At 71.9% G+C, this 20,140-nt stretch carries 20 protein-coding genes and 3 pseudogenes; 6 read left to right on the top strand and 17 right to left on the bottom strand.

Annotated features, from left to right (window positions below):
• Positions 1-12 precede the first annotated feature (12 nt).
• Positions 13-621 (top strand): LppP/LprE family lipoprotein, encoded by a 609-nt coding sequence (locus ACZZ0J_RS08990; RefSeq protein WP_463436305.1) that lies wholly within the window; start codon positions 13-15, stop codon positions 619-621.
• On the opposite strand, the gene ACZZ0J_RS08985 is transcribed toward ACZZ0J_RS08990, so the two are convergent.
• On the bottom strand, positions 612-1,277 hold the full coding sequence (locus ACZZ0J_RS08985) for a hypothetical protein (protein ID WP_463436303.1): 666 nt from the start codon (positions 1,275-1,277) through the stop codon (positions 612-614). The two genes, ACZZ0J_RS08990 and ACZZ0J_RS08985, sit on opposite strands and share 10 nt — an antisense overlap.
• Before the next feature lie 57 nt (positions 1,278-1,334).
• On the opposite strand from ACZZ0J_RS08985, the gene ACZZ0J_RS08980 reads away from it, so the two are divergent.
• The 3 genes from ACZZ0J_RS08980 (at position 1,335) to ACZZ0J_RS08970 (ending at position 3,300) form a co-directional block, all read left to right on the top strand.
• Positions 1,335-2,366, top strand: a complete 1,032-nt coding sequence (locus ACZZ0J_RS08980; protein WP_123341189.1) for a YeiH family protein — start codon at positions 1,335-1,337, stop codon at positions 2,364-2,366.
• A gap of 71 nt (positions 2,367-2,437) precedes the next feature.
• Complete coding sequence (locus ACZZ0J_RS08975; RefSeq protein WP_463436301.1) at positions 2,438-3,070, top strand: hypothetical protein; 633 nt, start codon at positions 2,438-2,440, stop codon at positions 3,068-3,070.
• The gene (locus tag ACZZ0J_RS08970; protein ID WP_463436299.1) at positions 3,070-3,300 is read left to right on the top strand and encodes a helix-turn-helix domain-containing protein; all 231 of its coding nucleotides are present in this window, start codon (positions 3,070-3,072) and stop codon (positions 3,298-3,300) included. Before ACZZ0J_RS08975 ends, ACZZ0J_RS08970 begins: the two co-directional genes overlap by 1 nt.
• A gap of 15 nt (positions 3,301-3,315) precedes the next feature.
• On the opposite strand, the gene ACZZ0J_RS08965 is transcribed toward ACZZ0J_RS08970, so the two are convergent.
• From ACZZ0J_RS08965 to ACZZ0J_RS08910, 12 genes and pseudogenes are all read right to left on the bottom strand, one after another.
• On the bottom strand, positions 3,316-4,134 hold the full coding sequence (locus ACZZ0J_RS08965) for a GntR family transcriptional regulator (protein ID WP_463436297.1): 819 nt from the start codon (positions 4,132-4,134) through the stop codon (positions 3,316-3,318).
• Positions 4,131-4,421, bottom strand: coding sequence for a TetR-like C-terminal domain-containing protein (locus ACZZ0J_RS08960; protein ID WP_463436295.1), 291 nt, complete (start codon positions 4,419-4,421; stop codon positions 4,131-4,133). Before ACZZ0J_RS08960 ends, ACZZ0J_RS08965 begins: the two co-directional genes overlap by 4 nt.
• Positions 4,346-4,774 (bottom strand): TetR family transcriptional regulator, encoded by a 429-nt coding sequence (locus ACZZ0J_RS08955; RefSeq protein ID WP_463436293.1) that lies wholly within the window; start codon positions 4,772-4,774, stop codon positions 4,346-4,348. Before ACZZ0J_RS08955 ends, ACZZ0J_RS08960 begins: the two co-directional genes overlap by 76 nt.
• Positions 4,771-5,394 carry an isochorismatase family protein gene (locus ACZZ0J_RS08950; protein ID WP_463436291.1) on the bottom strand — a complete coding sequence of 208 codons (624 nt, stop codon included), beginning with the start codon at positions 5,392-5,394 and terminating at the stop codon, positions 4,771-4,773. Before ACZZ0J_RS08950 ends, ACZZ0J_RS08955 begins: the two co-directional genes overlap by 4 nt.
• 46 nt (positions 5,395-5,440) lie before the next feature.
• The gene (locus tag ACZZ0J_RS08945) at positions 5,441-6,898 is read right to left on the bottom strand and encodes an MFS transporter (protein WP_463436289.1); all 1,458 of its coding nucleotides are present in this window, start codon (positions 6,896-6,898) and stop codon (positions 5,441-5,443) included.
• A gap of 43 nt (positions 6,899-6,941) precedes the next feature.
• Positions 6,942-8,590, bottom strand: a pseudogene (locus tag ACZZ0J_RS08940) (amidase).
• Between the two features lie 14 nt (positions 8,591-8,604).
• On the bottom strand, positions 8,605-9,516 hold the full coding sequence (locus tag ACZZ0J_RS08935; protein WP_463436287.1) for a carbon-nitrogen hydrolase family protein: 912 nt from the start codon (positions 9,514-9,516) through the stop codon (positions 8,605-8,607).
• Positions 9,513-10,613: a pyrimidine utilization protein A gene (gene rutA / locus ACZZ0J_RS08930; protein ID WP_463436285.1), complete on the bottom strand. Its 1,101-nt coding sequence runs from the start codon at positions 10,611-10,613 to the stop codon at positions 9,513-9,515. The genes ACZZ0J_RS08935 and rutA overlap by 4 nt, the downstream gene beginning before the upstream one ends.
• Before the next feature lie 54 nt (positions 10,614-10,667).
• Positions 10,668-11,639, bottom strand: coding sequence for an ABC transporter permease (locus tag ACZZ0J_RS08925; protein WP_463436283.1), 972 nt, complete (start codon positions 11,637-11,639; stop codon positions 10,668-10,670).
• 64 nt (positions 11,640-11,703) lie between these two features.
• The gene (locus ACZZ0J_RS08920; RefSeq protein ID WP_463436281.1) at positions 11,704-11,856 is read right to left on the bottom strand and encodes a hypothetical protein; all 153 of its coding nucleotides are present in this window, start codon (positions 11,854-11,856) and stop codon (positions 11,704-11,706) included.
• Positions 11,841-13,307, bottom strand: coding sequence for an ATP-binding cassette domain-containing protein (locus tag ACZZ0J_RS08915; protein ID WP_463436279.1), 1,467 nt, complete (start codon positions 13,305-13,307; stop codon positions 11,841-11,843). The genes ACZZ0J_RS08920 and ACZZ0J_RS08915 overlap by 16 nt, the downstream gene beginning before the upstream one ends.
• A gap of 5 nt (positions 13,308-13,312) precedes the next feature.
• A complete protein-coding gene (locus tag ACZZ0J_RS08910) occupies positions 13,313-14,494 on the bottom strand; it encodes a sugar ABC transporter substrate-binding protein (protein ID WP_463436277.1) in 1,182 nt (393 codons plus the stop codon).
• 608 nt (positions 14,495-15,102) lie between these two features.
• Here ACZZ0J_RS08910 and ACZZ0J_RS08905 point away from each other — a divergent pair.
• A complete protein-coding gene (locus tag ACZZ0J_RS08905) occupies positions 15,103-15,618 on the top strand; it encodes an NADPH-dependent FMN reductase (RefSeq protein ID WP_463436276.1) in 516 nt (171 codons plus the stop codon).
• A complete protein-coding gene (locus tag ACZZ0J_RS08900) occupies positions 15,615-16,118 on the top strand; it encodes a flavin reductase family protein (protein WP_123673676.1) in 504 nt (167 codons plus the stop codon). Before ACZZ0J_RS08905 ends, ACZZ0J_RS08900 begins: the two co-directional genes overlap by 4 nt.
• A gap of 102 nt (positions 16,119-16,220) precedes the next feature.
• On the opposite strand, the gene ACZZ0J_RS08895 is transcribed toward ACZZ0J_RS08900, so the two are convergent.
• From ACZZ0J_RS08895 to ACZZ0J_RS08880, 4 genes and pseudogenes are all read right to left on the bottom strand, one after another.
• A complete protein-coding gene (locus ACZZ0J_RS08895) occupies positions 16,221-17,297 on the bottom strand; it encodes an ABC transporter permease (RefSeq protein WP_463436275.1) in 1,077 nt (358 codons plus the stop codon).
• Positions 17,294-18,174: pseudogene (locus tag ACZZ0J_RS08890) on the bottom strand (ABC transporter ATP-binding protein). The gene ACZZ0J_RS08895 and the pseudogene ACZZ0J_RS08890 overlap by 4 nt, the downstream one beginning before the upstream one ends.
• A gap of 335 nt (positions 18,175-18,509) precedes the next feature.
• Positions 18,510-19,212 (bottom strand): annotated as a pseudogene (locus ACZZ0J_RS08885) (response regulator).
• A complete protein-coding gene (locus ACZZ0J_RS08880; protein WP_463436274.1) occupies positions 19,194-20,120 on the bottom strand; it encodes a sensor histidine kinase in 927 nt (308 codons plus the stop codon). Before ACZZ0J_RS08880 ends, ACZZ0J_RS08885 begins: the two are co-directional and overlap by 19 nt.
• Positions 20,121-20,140 lie beyond the last annotated feature (20 nt).

The raw sequence follows: 20,140 nt of genomic DNA, 5'->3' as shown, positions 1-20,140 counted from the left end.
CACCGTGGAGTGGTGCGCACCTCGAAGACTGCTCTGTTCCTGACCGGCGCGGCCGTGGTCGCCCTGCTGACCGGCTGCTCCGGCGGCGGGGACGGCGGCGACGCGACCCCGACCGTCACCGAGACCGTGACCGCAGCGCCGACGGACACGGCAGCGACCCCGACGCCGACGAGCACGCCGAGCCAGACACCGACGCCCACCCCGACCTGTGGTCCCGCGGCCGGCTCCGAGGCAGCCGCCGCCGGGATCGCCGCGCTGCCGTCGCCCGCCGGCCTCGAGGGCACCAAGTGGGACGCCGCGAACGCCGACTACACCGGCTACGACGCCTGCGCCTCCCTGTCCTGGTCCGTCGTCTCGCCCGAGTTCGCCACGGCCGGCTCCCCGTACGCGATCCTGCTCTTCCACCAGGGCCGGTACCTCGGCACCGCGACCTCCGAGCAGTACGCGTTCGAGCCGACGGTCGAGCGGCTGGCCGACGCCTCGATCAAGGTCACCTACTCGTACGCGAAGGCCGGCGAGCCCAACGCAGAACCGTCCGGTCGCACCACCGCGACGTACATCTGGAACGACGGCACCGAGCGCGTCGACATGACCGGCGAGGTCCCGCCCGCTCAGGGCTGATCGGCGGCAGCGCCCCGCGGGTCGAGCTCGCGTCGCAGTGCGCGGAGTACCCGCACGATCGTCGCGAGCTCGTCCGGACCGCCCTCGAACCCGCGTCCGAGCGCTGGTCGTGGCTCCACCACGACGTCCTCGCCGACCGTCGTGCTGATCCAGACGCCGAAGTCGACCCGTTGTCCGCGTGCGTCCTTCGTGGCGACGGAGAACCTCCGGATGTGGGTCCAGGGCAGGTCGAACACCGGCTCCGCCCGCGACGGCGCCCACGCGTGCAGACCGGCCGCGTCGACGGTCCAGATCTCGGGTCGGGGGCCCGGCAGGTCGTCGGTCGCCCGCAACCCCGACGCGGAGACCGGCAGGTGGAACCGGGGCGCGCGGTGTTCCCGGATCCGTGCGAGGGTGCGGCGATCGGTCCGACCGGCGCTCCAGGTCACCACCGCCAGCAGCAGGCCGAACCCGGTGACGAGCAGCGGCCACAGGACGAAGTCGGCCTGTGTGCGGGCGCTGTCGAGACCGCGCAGGAAGTCCGGCGACGCGAACTCGGCGACGAGCACGCCGAGCCCCGCTGCCGTCATGACCGCGGCCACGAGCAGGACCGGCCACCGCTTCCGCATCTCCCCGTCGCGCAGCCGCTGCACCCACCGCTCGCCCGAGTACTCCACCGCACCATCCTGCCCGGCTGGACCGCACGACGGCCGCGAGCACGAGATGCTGTTCCCATGCAGTTCGCCCGCACCGCCGCACCCGGTGTCGCCGTCGCCGTCGCGATCGGCCTCGTCGCGACCCTGATCGGATCGGTCGTCCCGGTCGTGGGCGGACCCGTCCCCGCCGTCCTGATCGGCGCGGTGCTCGGTTGGCTCGTCCGTCGGCGCACCGGCGGCACCCTCGCCGTGCTCGCTCCCGGCGTGAAGTTCTCGTCGAGTCGTGTCCTGCAGTTCGCGGTGGTGCTGCTCGGCGCGCAGCTCTCGATCGGTGAGGTCCTGCGCATCGGCGGCGAGACCCTGCCGGTCATGGTGACGACCCTCGTGGTGTGCCTCGGTGCCGCCTGGGGGATCGGCCGGCTGCTGCGGGTGTCGAGCGCCCTCCGCACCCTGATCGGCGTGGGGACCGGCATCTGCGGTGCGTCCGCGATCGCGGCCGTCACGCCCGTCATCGGTGCGGTCAGCGCGGACGTCGCCTACGCGATGTCGACGATCTTCCTCTGCAACATCGCCGCGGTGTTCGCCTTCCCCCTGCTCGGCCACGCCCTCGGCCTCAGCCAGCACGCCTTCGGCGTCTTCGCGGGCACTGCGGTGAACGACACGTCGTCCGTCGTCGCCACCGCGACGGTCTACGGTCGCCAGGCGACCGACACGGCGGTCGTCGTGAAGCTGGTGCGCACCCTGATGATCATCCCGATCGTCATCGGGCTGGCCGGACTGGAGGCCCGACGCGCCTCCCGCGAGCAGCTCGCGCCCGACGCGGGGTCGCGCAGCGGCTTCCGTGTGTTCCGGTTGGTCCCGTGGTTCCTGATCGGGTTCCTCGTGGTGGTGCTGCTCCGGACCGTCGGGGTGCTGCCGGCTGACGCTGCCCCGGGCTTCTCGACCGCGGCGTCGTTCCTCATCACGGTGGCGCTCGCGGCGATCGGCTGTTCGACGGACTTCGCGGCGCTGCGACGTGCCGGGTTCCGTCCGATGCTGCTCGGCATCGCGCTCTGGGTGTTGGTGGCGGGCACGAGCCTCGGGGCGCAGGCGGTGTTCGGCCTGCTGTAGGTCGGAGCCGGGCAGGGTCTTGCACCGGTCCGACCCATCGTTTATCGTTGTATCGAAATTCGATGGTATCGATGATCGACAGGGAAGACGCCATGACCGCACCCGTGTACGAACCGCCCCGCGGGCGGAACTCCTACCTCGCCTACGTCGCCTGCTGCGTGATCGGCATCGCGCTCGTCGTCTGGCGGTACGTCGACCTGCTCGTCCGCTCGGTCAGCTCCGGGACGGTGTCGGTGCCCGTCCGGATGATCGCGACGAGCGACGTCCCACAGCCGCCCGGCGGGGCGACCGTCACCGCCGACCACCTCGTGCTCCGGGCCCCGATCGCGGACGTGCCGGCGGGGGCGATCGGGTACATCCGGGTCGGTGACGCGCTCGAGGTCCTGCTCGTCAGCGCCCTCATCGCCCTGGTGGCGGCGGTCGCGTGGAAGATCTCGCGCGGCGGGCTGTTCGACCGGTCGACGACCCGCATCCTCGACTGGCTCGCCGCCGCGGTGCTGGTGGCGGGGTTCGTGCCCCAGTTCGTCCGCCGGATGGGGTGGAACTGGGTGGTGTCGGGGCTCGGCTGGGACGGGCGCCTGCCGACGCCCGACGTCGACCACCAGTTCGTGCCCGTGTACCTCGGTCTGCTCGTCGTCATCTGCTTCCGGTTCGCCCTGACCGCCTCGCAGCGGATGGTCCGCGACCAGTCCGGGCTGGTCTGATGCCCCCGGAACAGGAGGACGGCCACGCGGTCGTCTGCCACCTCGACGAGCTGCTCGCCGCTCGGGGCATGACGCTGACCGAGCTCGCGGACCGGGTCGGGGTGACCGTGGTGAACCTGTCGGTGCTGAAGAACAACCGGGCGCGCGCGATCCGGTTCTCCACCCTCACCCGGCTCTGCCAGGAGCTCGGGTGCCAGCCGGGCGACGTCTTCTCGATGCGGACCGACTGAGCCCGGGCGCACGGGTCAGATGATCCGCGAGTCGATCACCGCCCGGTCGCCGCGGTACCGCGAGAAGCCGTACTCGACGGGCGTCCCGTCCGCCAGGCACATCAGCCGCTCGATGTGGAAGATCGCCTGACCGGGATCGATGTCCAGCAGGTCGGCCGTCCACTGGTCGGCGTTCACGGTGCTCAGCAACAGCCGCCGAGCCTCCGGCCGCGCACCGGCCTTCCGGACCAGCACGTCCGGCACGTACTCGGTGAGCGGCTCGGCGACCAGGTCGGGGAAGCGCTCGTGCGGCACCCAGCTCGTCCGGACCCGGCTCGGTTCGCCGTCGAACGAGATGAGGCTCTCGACGAAGAACGCGCTGCTGCCGGTCATCTGCAGGTTGCGTCGGACGGTCTCCGGCGCGGTCACCTGCTGCACGCACAGGTGCACGATGCTGAGCCGGGGTGACTCGAACACGCTGCCGCCGGCCGTCTCGCCGTAGATCGTGACCTCGTCGGACGTGCGGGCCAGGCTCACCGAGGCGACGGGCCGGACACCGAACGTGCCGGATCGCGGTGCACGGGTGAGCAGCCGCTGTTCCTTGAGCAACGTCAGCGCAGCCCGCAGGACGTTCCGCGTCGTGCCGTACAGGTCGAGCAGCTCCCACTCGTAGGGCAGCGGGCCGGTGAAGCGGCCCGCGACGATGTCGGCACGGATCAGGTCGGACACCTGGCGCGCCGCGTCGGATCGTCGGTTGAACCCGATCCAGTGCCCCGGCGCCGACGGGGTCGTCCCGACGCCCATGTCGGTCCAGGCCGTGGTCGGGGCGAACTCCTCCGGCGCGATCCCGGTCACGAGGCCACCCCCACCGTCGACACGTCGCCGGTCCAGCCGGCCCACCGCAGGAACTCCCGGGCCAGACGCACCGGGTAGTCGGGCGCCTGGATGTCGAGCGAGACGAACACGCGTCGGTAGAACGTCGGCCCGCCGAGCAGGTCGACGGCGATGCCGAGGTCGACGTCCGGGCGCAGGTCGCCGGCGTCCATCGCCCGCTGCAGCATCGCGTTCACCCGCAGCCGCCGGTCCAGGTGCCACTCGGTGACGGCCTCCGCGACGCGCGGCTCGTGCGACGCGGTCTCCACGATGAGCGGGAGTGCGCGGCCGACCGGCGTCGCGACGAGGGCGTGCACCCACCCCGGGTGAGCCCGAGGACGCCCTCGGCGATCGGGGCGTCCTGGATCGTGGGGATGTGCTCCTCCATCAACCGGATGACGGTCTCGGTGAGCAGGACCTCCTTGCTCGACCACCGCCGGTAGATCGTCGCGGCGCCGACCCCGGCCGCATCGGCGACGGCCCGGATCGTGAACGCGCGCAGGTCGCCCTCGGCCAGGATCTCGACGCACGCCGTGTAGACGGACTCGCCGACGGCGGCACTCCGAGGCCGACCGCGGACCGTCGCCGCGGTGCTCGTCACGGTGCTCGCCGCGGGGCTCATGCCACGTTCCAGTGCTCGAGGACCCGGTCCATGCTCCAGACCTCGCCGATCTTGGCGGCGATGTCGAACAGGTTCGCCTCGTGCACGCTGGGCAGCCGGTCGCCCACCGCCTCGCGCACGACGATCGGCACGAACCCGTGCTGCATGGCGTCCGTGGCGGTCGCGCGGATGCACCCGCTCGTCGACAGCCCCGCGATGAAGAGGGTGTCCACACCGCGGGCGACGAGGTCGGCGGCCAGCGAGGTGCCGAAGAACGCACTCGGGTACTGCTTGGGCACCAGGGTGTCCCCGCCCTGGGGTTCGAGCCCGTCGACGAACGCCCCCGTGGACGCACCTGGCAGGTACGCGGCGAGCGCCGGCACCTTGCGGAAGAACACCCCGGCGTTCGAGCCGTCGGCGGACAGCGCCATGGTGGTGATCGCCACGTGCACCCCGGCGGCGCGGGCAGCGGTCGTGAGCTCCCGCATCCGCTCGACGGGTTCCTCGACCCCGGCGTAGAGCCCGCAGTCGGGGTCGACGTAGGCGCGGACCGGGTCGACGACGACGAGCGCAGCGCGTCGTCCTGGCTGCAGCGCGCCGGTGAACCCGGCCGCCGCGTAGTCCTGGTGGTCGTCGGTCATGGGGTCCTGCTTCCGTCGTGGGTGGTCGTTGCCAGGGTGGGGACGGTCACGTGGACGCCCCCGGCTCGGGGACCGGACCCGACCTGTCGGGCCGGAGTGGTGCCTCCCGGTCGGGTGGTCCGAACGGACCGAACGCGACGATGAGCGCACCGAGGGCCGCGCAGCCGGCGAAGGTGAGCGCTGCGGCGCGGACGCCGTCGACGAACACCTGGACGTCGCCGGCCGGCAGGCCGAGCAGGCTGCCGTCGTAGGCGGCTGCCGCCTGGGAGGCGGACAGGCCGCCCGTCGCGATCGCGAGCCCGAGGGCCGTCGAGAACAGGAAACCGGCGTTCTGCAGGGCGGAGCGGATGGCGTTGGCGATGCCGCGTCGGTGTTCCGGGACCCGGGTCATCAGTGCGGACGTGCTCGGCGTCATGAACACGCCCGTCCCGACCCCGACCGCGCCGAGGCCGGTGGCGGTGACGACGTAGGCGCTGCCGTCGGCGAGGGAGACCGCGAGCACCGCGGCGCCGAGGGCGATGAGGAGCATGCCGATGGTCGACAGGGTCCTGGCGGCCACACGACGGGCGAGGAACCCCGCGGTCACGGCGGCGACGGTCGTGCCGATCGGGGTGGGGAGCACCCAGAGGGCGGCCTCGACGGCGCCCTTGCCGTCGACGGCCTGGAACGACAGGGACGCCAGCAGCACCAGCGCGTAGCTGGACAGGGCGCAGAGCCCGGCGGCGGAGAACAGGGTGATGGTGGCGCGGTCGCGGAAGATCGCCGGGTCGACCAGGGGGTGCGCGACCCGGCGCTGGGTCCACACGAACACGCCGCCGAGGACGACCGCGCCCGAGGCCATCGCCACGACGGGCACGGCCGACCAGCCGACCGAGCCGCCCATCGAGACGGCACCGACGAGCAGACCGACGGCCGCGACGGACAGGATCGATCCCGGTACGTCGAGGCGCTCGCCGGAACGGGGGCGGGTGCTGTGCGGGATCAGCCGGAGGGACCAGACGAGTCCGGCGAGCGAGATCGGCACACCGGCGAGGAAGATCCAGCGCCACCCGAAGGACTCGGCGACCAGCCCGCCCACGACCGGGCCGATGACCTGCCCGACCGCGGCGACGGTGGCGTTCAGGCCGAGGCCGAGCGACAGGATCGACTCAGGGAAGACGTCGGTGAGCAGTGCGGTCGTGTTCGTGACGATGGCCGCCGCACCCACGCCCTGCACGAGTCGGGCGCCGAGCAGGACGGCGGCGTCCGGGGCGAACCCGCACGCGAGCGAGGCGAGCAGGAAGACGAGGATGCCGGCGATGTACAGGCGCCGCCGCCCGACCAGGTCGGCGATCCGTCCGAAGACCAGGATCAGGGTGGTCGTGGTGAGCATGTAGCTCAGGAGCACCCAGCTGGACTGCACCGCGCTGGCGTCGAGGTCGCGGCTGACGTCGGGGAGCGCGACGAGCAGGGCGCTCGAGGAGATGAAGACGAGGACGACGCTCAGGCTCGAGGCGCAGAGCACCTGCCAGGCGCGTCGTCGGGCGGCGCCCTCGTCGATGGTGCGGCTACTGATCGGTCGGCCCTCGCACGGCGGACGACGGCGGCACCAGGCGGTGGTGCGTCGTGACCCGCTGGAAGGCGGCGGCCGCGGACAGCACCAGGCGGTCGTCCCACGGCCGCGCGACGAGCTGCACGCCGACGGGGAGACCGTCGGGCGCGGTGCCCGCCGGCATCATCAGCGCTGGGAACCCCACGTAGTCGAACAGGCGGGTGTTCCGGGGGATGACGTCGTGCAGGTTGAACCGCTCGCCGTCGACGGACATGGTCAGGTCGTCGAGTCGCGGAGCGGTGGCCCCGATGCCGGGGGTGAGCACCACGTCCGCGCCGACCTCGTCCATCCGGGCGACCATCGCGGCCTGCACCAGCGGGCGGCGGCGGAGCGCCCGGAGGTAGTCCGCCGCGGTCGGCAGGAACGACACGTCGAACCGGGCTCGGGTCCCGGCGTCGAACAGGTCGGCCGTGGCGGTGTTGGCCTCCTGGTTCGCGGCGAGCTCGCCGTAGAAGACGGTCCAGCACTCCGCGTCGATCGACTCGAGGTCGTCGAACTCGATCGGCACGAGGGTAGCCCCGAGGGCGCGGAACCGTTCGGTCGCGGCGGCGTGGGCGTCGAGCGCCGCGGTGTCGACGCGTTCGGTGAACCAGCCGCGCGGCACCCCGATGCGGAGGCCCTCGACCCGTTCCGGTGCCGCTTCGATGAGCGGGACGGCGGTGAACGTCGTCGGGTCCTCGCCGTCGGACCCGGCGATGACCGCCAGGACGAGCGCGAGGTCCTCGGCGGAGCGGGCCATCGGTCCGACGTGGTCGAGGGTCCACGACAGGCTCGCGACCCCGGTGCGCGGCACGAGGCCGTAGGTCGGCTTGATGCCGGTGGTGCCGCAGAGTGCGGACGGCACGCGGATCGATCCGCCGGTGTCGGATCCGAGCGCCAGCGGGACGATCCGGGCGGCGAGCGCCGAACCCGACCCGGTCGACGAGCCGCCGGTCCAGCGCTCGGGGTCCCAGGGGTTCCGCACGGCACCGTACCGGGCGTTGTGCGGCCCCCGCAGGCGAACTCCGTCGTGGCCGCCGTGAACACGGGGATCGCGCCGGCTGCACGGAGTCGGGCGACGACGGTCGCGTCGGCCGGGGCCACACGGTCGCCGGTCTGGAGCGAGCCGCTCGTGACGATGGTCCCCGCGACGTCGATGATGTCCTTCACGGCGAACGGGATGCCCTCGAGCGGTCGGGCCTCGTCGTCCGCCCAGCGGCGGGTGGACTCGGCGGCGGCTGCCTCGGCTCCGTCCACCAGGCGCAGGACCGCGTCCGACCAGACGTCGTCGCTCGTCCAGTGCGGGGCGAGTGCGGCCAGGACGGCCGACGGGGTGGTGGTGCCGGACCGGTAGGCGTCGAGGAGCTCGACGACCGTGGCTGCGGCGGGGTCGGCCGCGGCGTCGGTGTCGGCGCCGGTGTCGGCGGCGGGGCGGGACGCCGACGGCGCGTCTTCGGGCCTCGCCGCGGTCGGCGCAGCGTCGATCGCGGCGTCGAGCAGCCGGCCGAACAGCTGCGCACTGTGTGCCGGTTCCGCGCGCAGCGCCGACGGGGCGGCCGGCAGCGGGTTCGCGCGGCTGGCGGCCAGCGCCCGGTCGAGCTGCGGGGCGATGGTGCCGCGGACCACGGCGGCGACATCGGTCACGCGGGGACCGCCGCCGGTGCGTGGGCGTCGGCGAGGTACCGGAACACCCCGGGCTGGCGGTCGCGTCCGAGCGGGAAGTCGTGGCGTGCCGCCGCGACCTCGCCGACGTCGATGGTGGCCCGGATGATCGGCCCCGCCTGGTGGGCCGGTGCCGAGACGACCAGGTCGCCCCGCGGTGAGACGACCGACGACCGACCGAAGTAGCTCACGGTCTTGCCGTCGACGGTCTCCTCGCCACCGCGGTTGGGGGCGACGATCCACGTCTGCGTCTCGAGCGCGCGGACCTGCAGTTCCTGGGTGAACAGGGTCTCGCGGAAGCCCATCGACGACACGAGCACGAGCATCACCTCGGCACCGGCGGCCCGCGATGCGAGCCAGTACTCCGGGAAGCTCCGGTCGTAGCAGATGAGCATGCCGAAGCGGGTGCCGAGCGCGTCGAACACGACCGGTCCGGAGCCGGCGGCGAAGTAGTGCTTCTCGTCGACGTCGGAGATCGCGTTGGTCGGGATCGAGGTCTTGCGGTACGACGCCACCTGCTCGCCGTGCACGTCGGTGCCGTGCACGAGCGTGCCGTCGGCGTCGATGAGCACGGCGCTGTTGTACTGCGCGTCGCCCGCGTCCTCGTACAGGCCGAAGGCGACGGCGGTGCCCAGACGCTTCGCCGCGGCGGCGAACCGGGCGGTCGCGGGGCCGGGGACGGGCTGCGCCCAGGCCTTGCGGCTGTCGTTGACCACGCCGCAGAAGTAGGGCGTGGTGCAGAGCTCGGGGAACACGACGAGGTCGGCGCCCTCGGCCGCCTGTTCGAACAGGGCGATGAGCTCGTCGAGCGCGACGTCGCCGTCGGCCGGGGTCTGTCCGGCCTGGACGACGGCCACCTGGATGACCGGTCGGCTCACTGCGGCGCTCATGCGGTGACCGCGCTCGGAGCAACGGACTCCACGCCCTCGCGGGTGCGCATGAGCGGCTGGATGCGGGTGCCGAAGTCGTCCATGCCCTGCAGGAAGTCGTCGAACACGACCATGATGCCCTTCGTGCCCTCGACGACGGCGGCCTCGTCGAGCATGGCCGCGACCTGCTCGTACGAGCCGACGAGCGTGCCCATGTTCATGTTCACGGCGCCTTCGGGCAGCGAGATCCGCTTGGCGGTGTTGCCCTCCTCGCCCTCGGTGTCGGTGAGTGCCTGACCCGTCATCCACGAGATCGCCTCGACGTCGACGCCGTCGTTGTAGAGCGCCCACTTGGCCTGGGCGGCCTCCTCGGTCTCGTCGGCGATGACCATGAACAGCACGTACGAGCCGACGTCGCGACCGGTCTTCGCCCGCGCCTCGATGAGGGCCTTGTTCTGGTCGGCGTAGGCGGTCGGGGTGTTCACGCCGACGCCCATCGAGAAGTTGTAGTCGGAGTACTGGGCGGCGAACGCCATGCCCTGCGACGACTGCCCGGCCGAGACGATCGGGATGTGTCCGGTCGGCTTCGGCAGCATCTTGCAGTCGTTCATCGTGAAGTAGTCGCCCTTGAAGTCGGACTCGCCGTGCTCCCACAGCTCCTTCATGACCTGCATGTACTCGGTCTGGTAGGCGTAGCGGCGCTTGAAGTGCACGTCGTCGCCGGGCCACAGGCCCATCTGGTCGTACTCGGCCTTCTGCCACCCCGCGACGAGGTTCAGGCCGAAGCGACCGTGCGAGATCGAGTCGACCGTCGCCGCCATGCGCGCCGCGATCGCCGGCGGGATCGTCAGGACCGCGGTCGTGGCGAACAGGCGGATCCGCTCGGTGCGGGCGGCGAGACCGGCCATCAGCGTGAACGACTCGAGGTTCTCGTCCCAGAACCCGCTCGGGCCGCCGTACCCGTGCAGCTTGATCATCGACAGCGCGAAGTCGAAGCCGTACGCCTCGGCCTTCTGCACGATCTCGAGGTTCAGGTCGAAGGACGGCTTGTACTGGGGCGACGTGGTGGAGATGAGCCAGCCGTTGCTGCCGATCGGGATGAAGACTCCGATGTCCATGGGGGACTCGCTTTCTGTGGTGGGTGTCGAGCAGGGAGGGGAGGACGAGGTGGGTCAGGAACGCTTCGCGGCGGCCTTGGCGGCGGTCGCGACGGAGTGCCGCCGGATGGTCTGCGACACGGCGACGGCGACGATGAGCGCGCCGCCGTAGAACAGCTGCTGCACGAAGTTGTCGGCGCCGAGCATCTGCAGGCCGACGACCCCGGAGAACAGGAAGTACACGGCGATGAAGGTGCCGATCGCGTTGAACCGGCCCGGGATGACGGCGGTCGCGCCGAGGTAGCAGGCGGCGAACGCCGGGAGCAGGAACGACTGTCCGCTCGACGGGTCCGCGCCGCCGAGCGTGCCGGCGTAGACGACCCCGGCGACCGCGGCGGTGAGACCGGCGCCGACGAACGCACCGACCCGGAGGCGTCGGACGTTCAGCCCGGACAGCTCGGCGACGGTGCGGCCGGTGCCGACGAACAGCAGCCGTCGGCCGACCGGGGTGGCGCTCAGCACGACCAGGACGACGACGGTGGCGATCAGGCCGTAGACGAACGCGAGCGGCAGGCCGGCGAGCCCGCGCCACCCGACCGTGGCCTGCACGAGCGCGGGGTCGATGCCCGTCACCGACGACGAGGCGCTCATCCACTGGATGATCCCGATCATGAACGTCGAGGTGCCCAGCGTGACGATGAACGAGTCGATGCGGAACCCGACGGTGAGCAGGCCGTTGACGAGCCCCACCACGACGCCGATGACGAGACCGGCGGCGATCGCGGGCACGAGCGGGACGTCCATCTTCGCGTTGAGCACGGCGATGGTCATGGCGGAGAGTGACATCGTCGAGGCGCCGGACAGGTCGAACTCGCCCGCGGTCAGCGGGAAGAGGAACCCGAGCGCCAGGATGAGCAGCACCGACTGGGACCCGAGGATGTTCTGCAGGTTGCCGAGGGTCGGGTACGTGTCGGGCAGCGCGATGCTGAAGGCGATGACGATGACGAGCCAGGCACCGAGCAGGGCGTACCGCTCGGTGTGCCCCACGAGAAGCGCGGGCGGGTCGGACGGACGATCGAGGTCTCGAGGACGGGGTCGGCGGTGGTGGACATCAGGCGTTCTCCTTGACGAGGGAGGGAACAGCAGCAGGGGACGGAGCAGCGGCGGACGGCGCAGCGGGTTCGGCCGCGTCGACGAGGCTCGCCACGACGGCGGCCGCGATGACGTCGCGGTCGACGCGCTCGTCGGTCAGCACGTCGTGCACGCGGCCGTGGGCGAGGACGACGACGCGGTCGCACAGCTGCGCGAGCTGGTCGTAGTCGGTGGAGGCGCAGACGATGGCGACGCCCTGCTCCGCACTCCGGCGGAGCATCGAGAAGATGGCCGCGCGGGCTCCGACGTCGATGCCCTGGGTCGGTTCCTGCAGCAGCACGAGCCGGGGGTCGTCCTGCATCCACTTCGCCAGGACGGCCTTCTGCTGGTTGCCGCCGGACAGCGTGCCGAACAAGGCGGACGGGTCGGCGGGTCGGACGTCGTAGTCACGGACCAGTCCCGCGACGTGCGACCGTTCCCGCGCGGGGAGAGGCCGAGCAGTCCTCGGAGCTTCCCGAGGACTGGCAGGGTGACGTTCTGCTCGACGGACAGGGTGAGCGCCCCGCCCTCGCGCTTGCGGTCGGCAGGGACGTACACGACACGGCGGGCGATGGAGGAACCGGGCGAGACCCGGGTCAGGTCGGTCGGGGCGGCCTGCACCCCGTCGTCCCGCACGGTGAGCGATCCGGTCGCGGGTCGTGCGCCGTACAGGCCGGGCAGCACGTCCTCGACCCCGGAGCCGGCGAGGCCCGTGATGCCGACGACCTCGCCGTCGGCGACGTCGAACGACAGGCCGTCGACGACACCGACCCGGAGGTCGCGGACCGCCACGACGGCGTCGCCGGTGGTCGCCGGCCGAGGAGCCCTGGCGGCGGCGCCGTCGAGCCCGCGTCCGACGATGAGCGCGACGAGTTCGTCGGCCGTCGTCGTGGCGGTGTCACGGTGCGCCTGGACCCGGCCGGCCCGCAGGACGGTGACCCGGTCGGCGTGCTCGAGGACCTCGGACATGTCGTGTGACACCAGCAGTGCCGAGGTGCGGCCGTCCGCCACCAGGTCCTTGACGACCCGGAACAGCAGGTCGGCGTCTTCCTTCGGCAGGAACACCGTCGGTTCGTCGAGCACGATGAGCGCGCGGTCGTCACCGAGTTCGGCGACGGCCCGCAGGATCGCGACGAGCGCCTTCTGGGTGTCGGAGAGCTCGTCGATCCGTGCGCGGGGGTCGATGTCGACCCCGTACCGTGCGAACAGCTCGGCGGCGGCTCGGTGCTCGGCGCCCCAGCGGACGAAGGGGCCCCGGCCGGCCACGACGGTCGCGAGCCGCAGGTTCTCGGTCACGCCCAGGGACGGGACGAGCGCGAGGTCCTGGTGGACGAAGCTGATCCCGACGCGGCGGAAGTACCCGGGCGGCACCGGCAGCGGCAGCCGGGCGCCACGGACCTCGATCGTCGCCCCCGGCTCCGGCGCGTAGGTGCCGGACAGGATCTTGATGAGGGTCGACTTGCCGGAGCCGTTCTCGCCGAGGAGCGCGTGGACCTGGCCCGGCAGGACCTCGAGGTCGACGTCGTCGAGGGCGGTCAGTCCGCCGAAGCGCTTCGTGAGTCCGCTGATCCGCAGCACCGGCACGCCGCTCACTCGGCCGCGCCCCAGATGGCCTCGTACCCGGTCTTGTACGCGTCGCCGTAGCCCTTGCTCGGCGCCGGCGGGGTGCCGGTCTCGTCGACGTTGTCCTTCGTGAAGACCTTGAGCGGGGTCTTCTCGTCACCGTCCTCGATGATCGGGGTGTCGGTCAGGACGCGGCCGGCCTGGTCGAGCGTGGCGTACGCGAGCCACTCCATGTTCTCGCCGATGTCCATCGTGAGGACGCTGCCGTCCTGCAGGATCTTCAGCACGGCGGGGGTGCCGTTGTACGACGAGGTGAACACCTGGCCGGTCTTGCCCGCCGCGGTCACGCCGGCCTCGACGTAGAGGGTCATCGAGTCGTAGACCGGCAGCACGTAGTCGAGGTTCGGGTTGGACTGCACGGCGGACTGCACCGTCGACGAGATCTTCGTCGCCCAGTCGGCGACCGGCACGTTCGTCACCTTGACGCTGCAGCCGTCGCACTGCGCCTCGAACTCGTCCTGCATCGCCTGCACGATGCCGTCGGACGGCGGCACCTCGGAGGACGTGATGATGAGGACGTCGCCCTGGCCCTTCGTCTCCTTGATGGCCCAGTCGGCGTTGAGCTTCGCGGCCTCGTGGAACGGGGCGGTCACCTGCGCGGCGACGAGGTCCTGCAGCTGGTCCGGCAGCGCCTCGCCGGTCTGGTACGTGTGGCTGATCAGCACGGGGATCCCCGCGGCCTTCGCACGCTTCAGGGCCGGGACGATGAGTTCGCCGTTGACGCCCTGCGCCAGCACGATGATGTCGGCGCCGCGGCTGATCGCCTGGTCGATGCCGGCGGAGTGCTCGGTGGGCGTGCCCTGGTTCGTGTACTCGATCCACTTCGCGCCGTACTGCTCGGCGACCTTCTCGCCGGCCTCGTCGACCGCGGTGATGAACGGGACGGCGGACGAGTTCGGGATGTTGAAGATCGTCTTGCCGGCGATCCCCGACATGTCGAAGGGCTCGCCCTCGAAGGTGAACTCGGGGTCGACGCTGGCGGCCTCGATCTGGCTCGTGGCGTGCTCGACCCCGGCGGTGTCGTCGCCGGAGCTCGTCGACGCGGTCGAGGTGGCCGAGCAGGCGGACAGGAACAGCACGCCGGAGAGTGCGGCGGCGAGGAGCGCGGGGCGGGGGAGACGCGTTCGGGACGGTGCGGGGGACGACATCGGTCGGGGACCTCCTGGACGGGTGGAGCAGGGAAGGTGCGGGGAAGCTGCAGCGGGTACGACGAACACCCCGCGGCGCGGGGTGGCGTGTGCTGGGAACCGGGAGACGTTCACCGGCGGCGGGGCGTCGGGGTGACGCCGGCCGCTGCAGTGGGGCTGATGCGAATGTAACGGCAGTGAGGAGCCAGCAGGCGGTCGCCCGGTAACGGTCCTGTTAGGCGTTTGTTTCGCTGGTGTTAGGCCACCCGCGGCGATGGTGCGCGCGGGGCGTCCGCCGCGTGGTTCCGCGGGGAGCGACTGCGCCACCGAGGCCCGTGCACGTGCGGATCCGGGCGCTGACGCGGCGGCGGCGGCGGGGCGAAACACGCCGGACGCATCCGAGGCGACTTCCGGTAACGGCGCTCTCACAATTCGGTGCGACGGCCGCGCACGGCGGCTGGCGGAATGCCCAGGTGCCCCGGCCGCACAGCCGCGCTGACCGGGACATTCCGGCGTGGCCGGTCCGGGGGCCGCTGGCGTAACCCAGCCGATACGGATCCGGCACGGCGGCGAAACGAACGAGCGGTGGACTGCACGAGCACACCAGCCACCACGACAGGAGCACCCCGATGATCACCACCGTCGTCGCCGGCAACCCCAAGCCGGCCTCACGGACGCTCGACGCCGCGACGGTCGTGCTCGAACGACTCACCGGTCGCGCCCCCGACCACGTCGTCGACGTCATCGACCTCGGCGCCGGCCTGCTCGGCTGGGGCGACACGGCGGTGTCCGACGCCGTCCGGACCGTCGCCGGCTCCGACCTCGTGGTCGTCGCGTCGCCGACGTTCAAGGCGACCTACACCGGGGTGCTCAAGCTGTTCCTCGACCAGTTCGGCACCGGTGACGGGCTCGCCGGGGTCGTCGCGGTACCGCTCATGCTCGGTGCCGGTCCGGCCCACGCGCTCGCCCCGGAGGTCTTCCTCAAGCCGGTGCTGGTCGAACTCGGCGCGACCGTCCCCGCCCCCGCCCTGTACCTGAACGACAAGCAGTACTCGGACCCCGCATCGACCGACGTCTGGCTCACCCGCTGGCAGGACGTCGTCCTCGGTGCGACCGCCAGCCACCAGGAAGGAACCGCGTCATGATCAGCCCCTACTCCACCGAGGCCCCGGACCTGTCCGCACTCAAGCAGGCGTTCTCGGGCTTCCCCTGCGGTGTCGCCGCACTCTCCGCCGTCGTGGACGGCGAACCGACCGTGCTCGTCGCGTCGTCCTTCACCGTCGGGGTCTCGCAGGACCCACCGCTGGTGATGTTCGCCGTGCAGCACACCTCGACCACGTGGCCGGTGCTCCGCGACGCCGGCACGATCGGCGTCTCGATCCTCGGCGAGGGGCACGCGCAGGTCACGCGGCAGCTCGCCTCACGCGACAAGTCGGTCCGGTTCGTCGGGGTCGACACGACGGTCGCCGACACCGGAGCGGTCTTCCTGCAGGGGGCCCCGATCTGGCTGGAGTGCTCGGTCGAGCACACCTACCCCGCCGGCGACCACGACATCGTCGTGCTCCGCGTGCTCGGACTCATGTCCGACTTCGCGCACAGCCCGCTGGTCTGGCACCGGTCCGCCTTCGCGACGCTGAGCGCCTGACCGGCGCTGCGTGCCGGACCGGCACCGGGCAACGGACAGGAGGCCCGTCCCACGTGAGCCGGTCTGCTCACGTGATCCAGGCCTCCCGTCCACACCGCGGCGTCAGCCGCGCAACGCCTCCGTCAGCTTCACGCGACTGCCCGTCCGCAGCAGCGCGTTCTCGTAGACGCGGGCGCCCACCAGGACGACCACGACCACCGCGGCGACCACGATCAGGAGCGACAGGATCGGCTCCCACCACTCGGCCGTGCCGAGGAAGATCCGCATCGGCATGCCGATCGGTGCACTGAACGGCACGTACGACATGATGCCGAGCACCGTCGGGTTGTTGTACGCGACGATGATCAGGATGTACGGGATCATCACGAGCATCATCACCGGCGTGGTGACGCTGCCGACGTCCTCCTGCCGCGACACCAGCACGGCCGCCGCGGCGAAGAGCGACGCGATGAGCACGAAGCCGACGGCGAAGAACCCGACGAACCACAGGATGCTCGGGCCGAGCATCGAGAACATGTTGTCCTGCCCGGTCACCGCCAGGGTGACGACCGCGGCGATGGCCACGGCGACGATCTGCGCGAACGCCATCACGCTGTTCCCGAGGACCTTGCCGGCGAGCAGCGCCCTGGCCGAGATCGCGGACATCAGGATCTCCACGACCCTGGTCGACTTCTCCTCGACCACGCTCTGCGCGATGGACTGGCCGAAGGTCACGGCCGAGGCGAAGTACACGACGCCGAACGCGATGGCGATGAGGTACACGAGTCCGCCGGGCAGTGCGTCCGGGTCGAGCAGCTCGATCCGCGGTGTGACGCTCAGCGCGGAGACGACGTCGGTCGGGGCCTCGTCGAGGCCGACGACCTTGTAGCCGAGCGGGTCGTCGGACGGCACGATCGCCGCGTCGACGTCGCCGTCCCGCACGAGCCGTTCTGCGTCGGCCACGGAACCGGACTTCGTGACGTCGAGCCCGCTCGTGGTGGGCAGCGAGACGCCGTCGACCACGGCGACCGGCGTGGTGTCGTCGGCGGTGGCCTTGCCGACGATCCCGCCGACCACGATGGACGCGACGACCATGCCGATCAGGATGAGGGCGGAGACCACGAAGGCCTTGCTGCGGATGCGTGCCTGGATCTCGCGTGCGGAGACGAGCCGTACGGCCTGCACGAAGGAGTCGTTCATCGGATGACCTCCCGGAAGACCTCGCTGAGCCGCGGGACCCGCGGGGCGAACGAGCCGACGGTGCCCTGCTGGACGGCCCGCTGCAGGACGTGTTGGGCGGTGGACGGGTCGGCCTCGAAGACGGCGTAGCCGCCGTCGAACTCGCGGACCGTCACGCCGGGCTCGTCGCGGAGCCAGGCGACGTCGCCGTCGACCAGCAGCTCCCAGGCGGCAGGCCCGGCCTGCTTGCGGAGTTCGTCCTGCGGGCCGGCGGCGCGGATGGTGCCGCCCGCGATCACGACGACGTCGTCGCAGAGCCGTTCGACGACGTCGAGCTGGTGGCTCGAGACAGCACCGGGACCCCGCGCGCCGCGGTCTCGCGCAGGACACCGAGCACCGTGTCGACCGCCATCGGGTCGAGGCCCGAGAACGGCTCGTCGAGCACCAGCACCTCGGGGTCGTGGGCGAGGGCCGCGGCGATCTGCACCCGCTGCTGGTTGCCGAGCGACAGCTTCTCGACGGCGTCGTCGGCGTGGCCGGTCAGCTCGAGTCGTTCGAGCAGCTCGGTGGTCCGCGTGGTCGCCGCGCGCTTGTCGACGCCGTGCAACCGGGCCATGTAGGTGATCTGCTCGGCCACCGGCATCTTCGGGTACAGGCCGCGTTCCTCGGGCATGTAGCCGAAACGGCGGCGGTCGGCGGGCCGGACCGCGGTGCCGTCGATCGAGACGGATCCCGCGTCGGCCTGCAGCACACCGAGCATGATGCGCATGGTGGTCGTCTTGCCGGCGCCGTTGCCGCCGACGAACCCGGTGAGGCGGCCGTTGCCGACCGTGAACCCCACGTCGTCGAGCACCCGGCGGTCGCCGAAGTGCTTCGTCACCCCTTCGATGGTGAGCATGTCGTACCCCTCTCGCGACGGCCTGCGCCGCCTGCGTCGACGCTATTGGCCGGGAGGCCCGGGGCGCCTCCGCCATCCGGCGGGACTTGGGTGGGTGGTCGGCTCCACCGCGCGGGGGAGCCGGTGGGCGGGCGGCGTCGTCCCGCGGTGTGGTGCGACGTGCCTCCAGGCCGGATGCGTGTGCATGTTCCGACGTTCCACGCGTCGAACGACTCTCGTTCTGTCGGAACATGCACCCGCACGCAATGCGTGTGCATCTTCCGACGTTCCACGCGTCGAACGTCTCGTGGAACGTCGGACTTCGCGGCGGCAGCCGGTCGGCGGGTCGGCCTCGGTCAGCCGGCGACGCCGTGCTCGAACGCCCAGACGACCGCCTGGATGCGGTCGCGCAGCGCGAGCTTCTGCAGCACGTTCGACACGTGGGTCTTCACGGTGGCGTCGCCGACGTACAGCTCGGCAGCGATCTCGGCGTTGCTGAACCCCCGGGCGAGCAGCCGGAGCACCTCGGTCTCGCGCTCGGTGAGCCCGGCGGCTGCCAGCGCGCCGTCCGCGGTCCGCGCGCTCGCCACCGGCGCGGCCGTCGCCCGGCTGATCACCCGGCGCGTGACGTCGGGCGCGAGCAGGGCGTCCCCGGCGGCGACGGTCCGGACGGCGTCGATCAGCCGTTCGGGGAGGCGTTCTTCAGCAGGAAGCCGCTGGCACCCGCCTCGAGCGCCTGGAACAGTGCGTCGTCGCTGTCGAACGTCGTCAGGATGAGTACCGCCGGCGGGTCCGGCAACGCTGCGATCCGCCGTGCGGCCTCGAGGCCGTCGACGCCGGGCATCTGCACGTCGAGGCACACCACGTCGGGGCGCAGGGTCCGGACGGCCTCGACCGCACGGGCGCCGTCGGGGCCTCGCCGACCACCCGGAACCCCGGCTCGGACTCCAGGATCACGCGGAACCCGGCCCGCACCAGCTCCTGGTCGTCGGCGAGCACGATCGTCAGGTCGGTCGTGCCGTTCAGGTCGTTCGTGTCGTTCACGTCGTCGGCAGCCATGCCCGCACCAGGTAGCCTCCCCGGGCGCGTGGCCCGATCTCGATCCGTCCGTCCACCGCAGCGACCCGCTCCCGCATGCCGATGTGCCCGAGGCCGCTGCCCGACGGATTCCGCGCAGCACGGTCGCCGTGCCCGTCGTCGGTGACCTCGACCTCGACGCCGTCGTCGAGGTACCGGAGCCGGACGTCCGCGCGAGCGGTGGGGCCGGCGTGCTTCAGGACGTTCGTCACGGCCTCCTGCACGATCCGGTACGCGACGGCGGCGACCGTCGGCGGCACGGGACGCTCGTCGCCCACGACCACGTACTCGGTCGGGTGACCGGCGACCCGGGCGGACTCGGCGAGCTCGACGATGCGGGCGATGCCCTCGGTGCTCGGAGCGTCCCCATCGCGGTCGCCCGTGCCCGGCTCGTCCGCCGACCGCAGGGTGCCGAGCATCCGCCGGAGTTCCTCCACAGCCGTGCGCGCACTCTCCTCGACCACGGCGAGCGACGCCGTCGCCTGTGCTGGATCGCGGTCGATGACCCGTCGGGCAGCGCCGGCCTGCACACCCATCAGGGACACATGGTGCGCGACGACGTCGTGCAGTTCGCGGGCGATCCGGACCCGCTCGATCGTCACGGCCTGTGCGGCGCTGCGCTCCCGTTCGGCCGCGAGCTCCGCGGTGCGTTCGTCGAGCTGGTGCCGGGCGACCGCCGAGGCCCACGCCCGGTTGCCCGCGTACCAGGCGGCGCCGAAGTAGATGACGTTGATCACGATGTTCAGCAGCGAGTACGCGATGTACGGCGGGATGAGGGCGCCCTCGTCGTTCGGCAGCGCGTTCGGCACCGCCCAGCCGAACGAGATCGCGAGGAACAGCCACGCGAACATCCCGCCGATGACGACCCACCGGACCACCTCGGCCCGCACCCGGTCGGCGCACGCAAGCG

The sequence above is a fragment of the Curtobacterium sp. AC272 genome, assembly GCF_979258155.1.
Note: the sequence above shows the minus strand (reverse complement) of the source record. Positions and strands in the feature narration are given on the sequence as shown.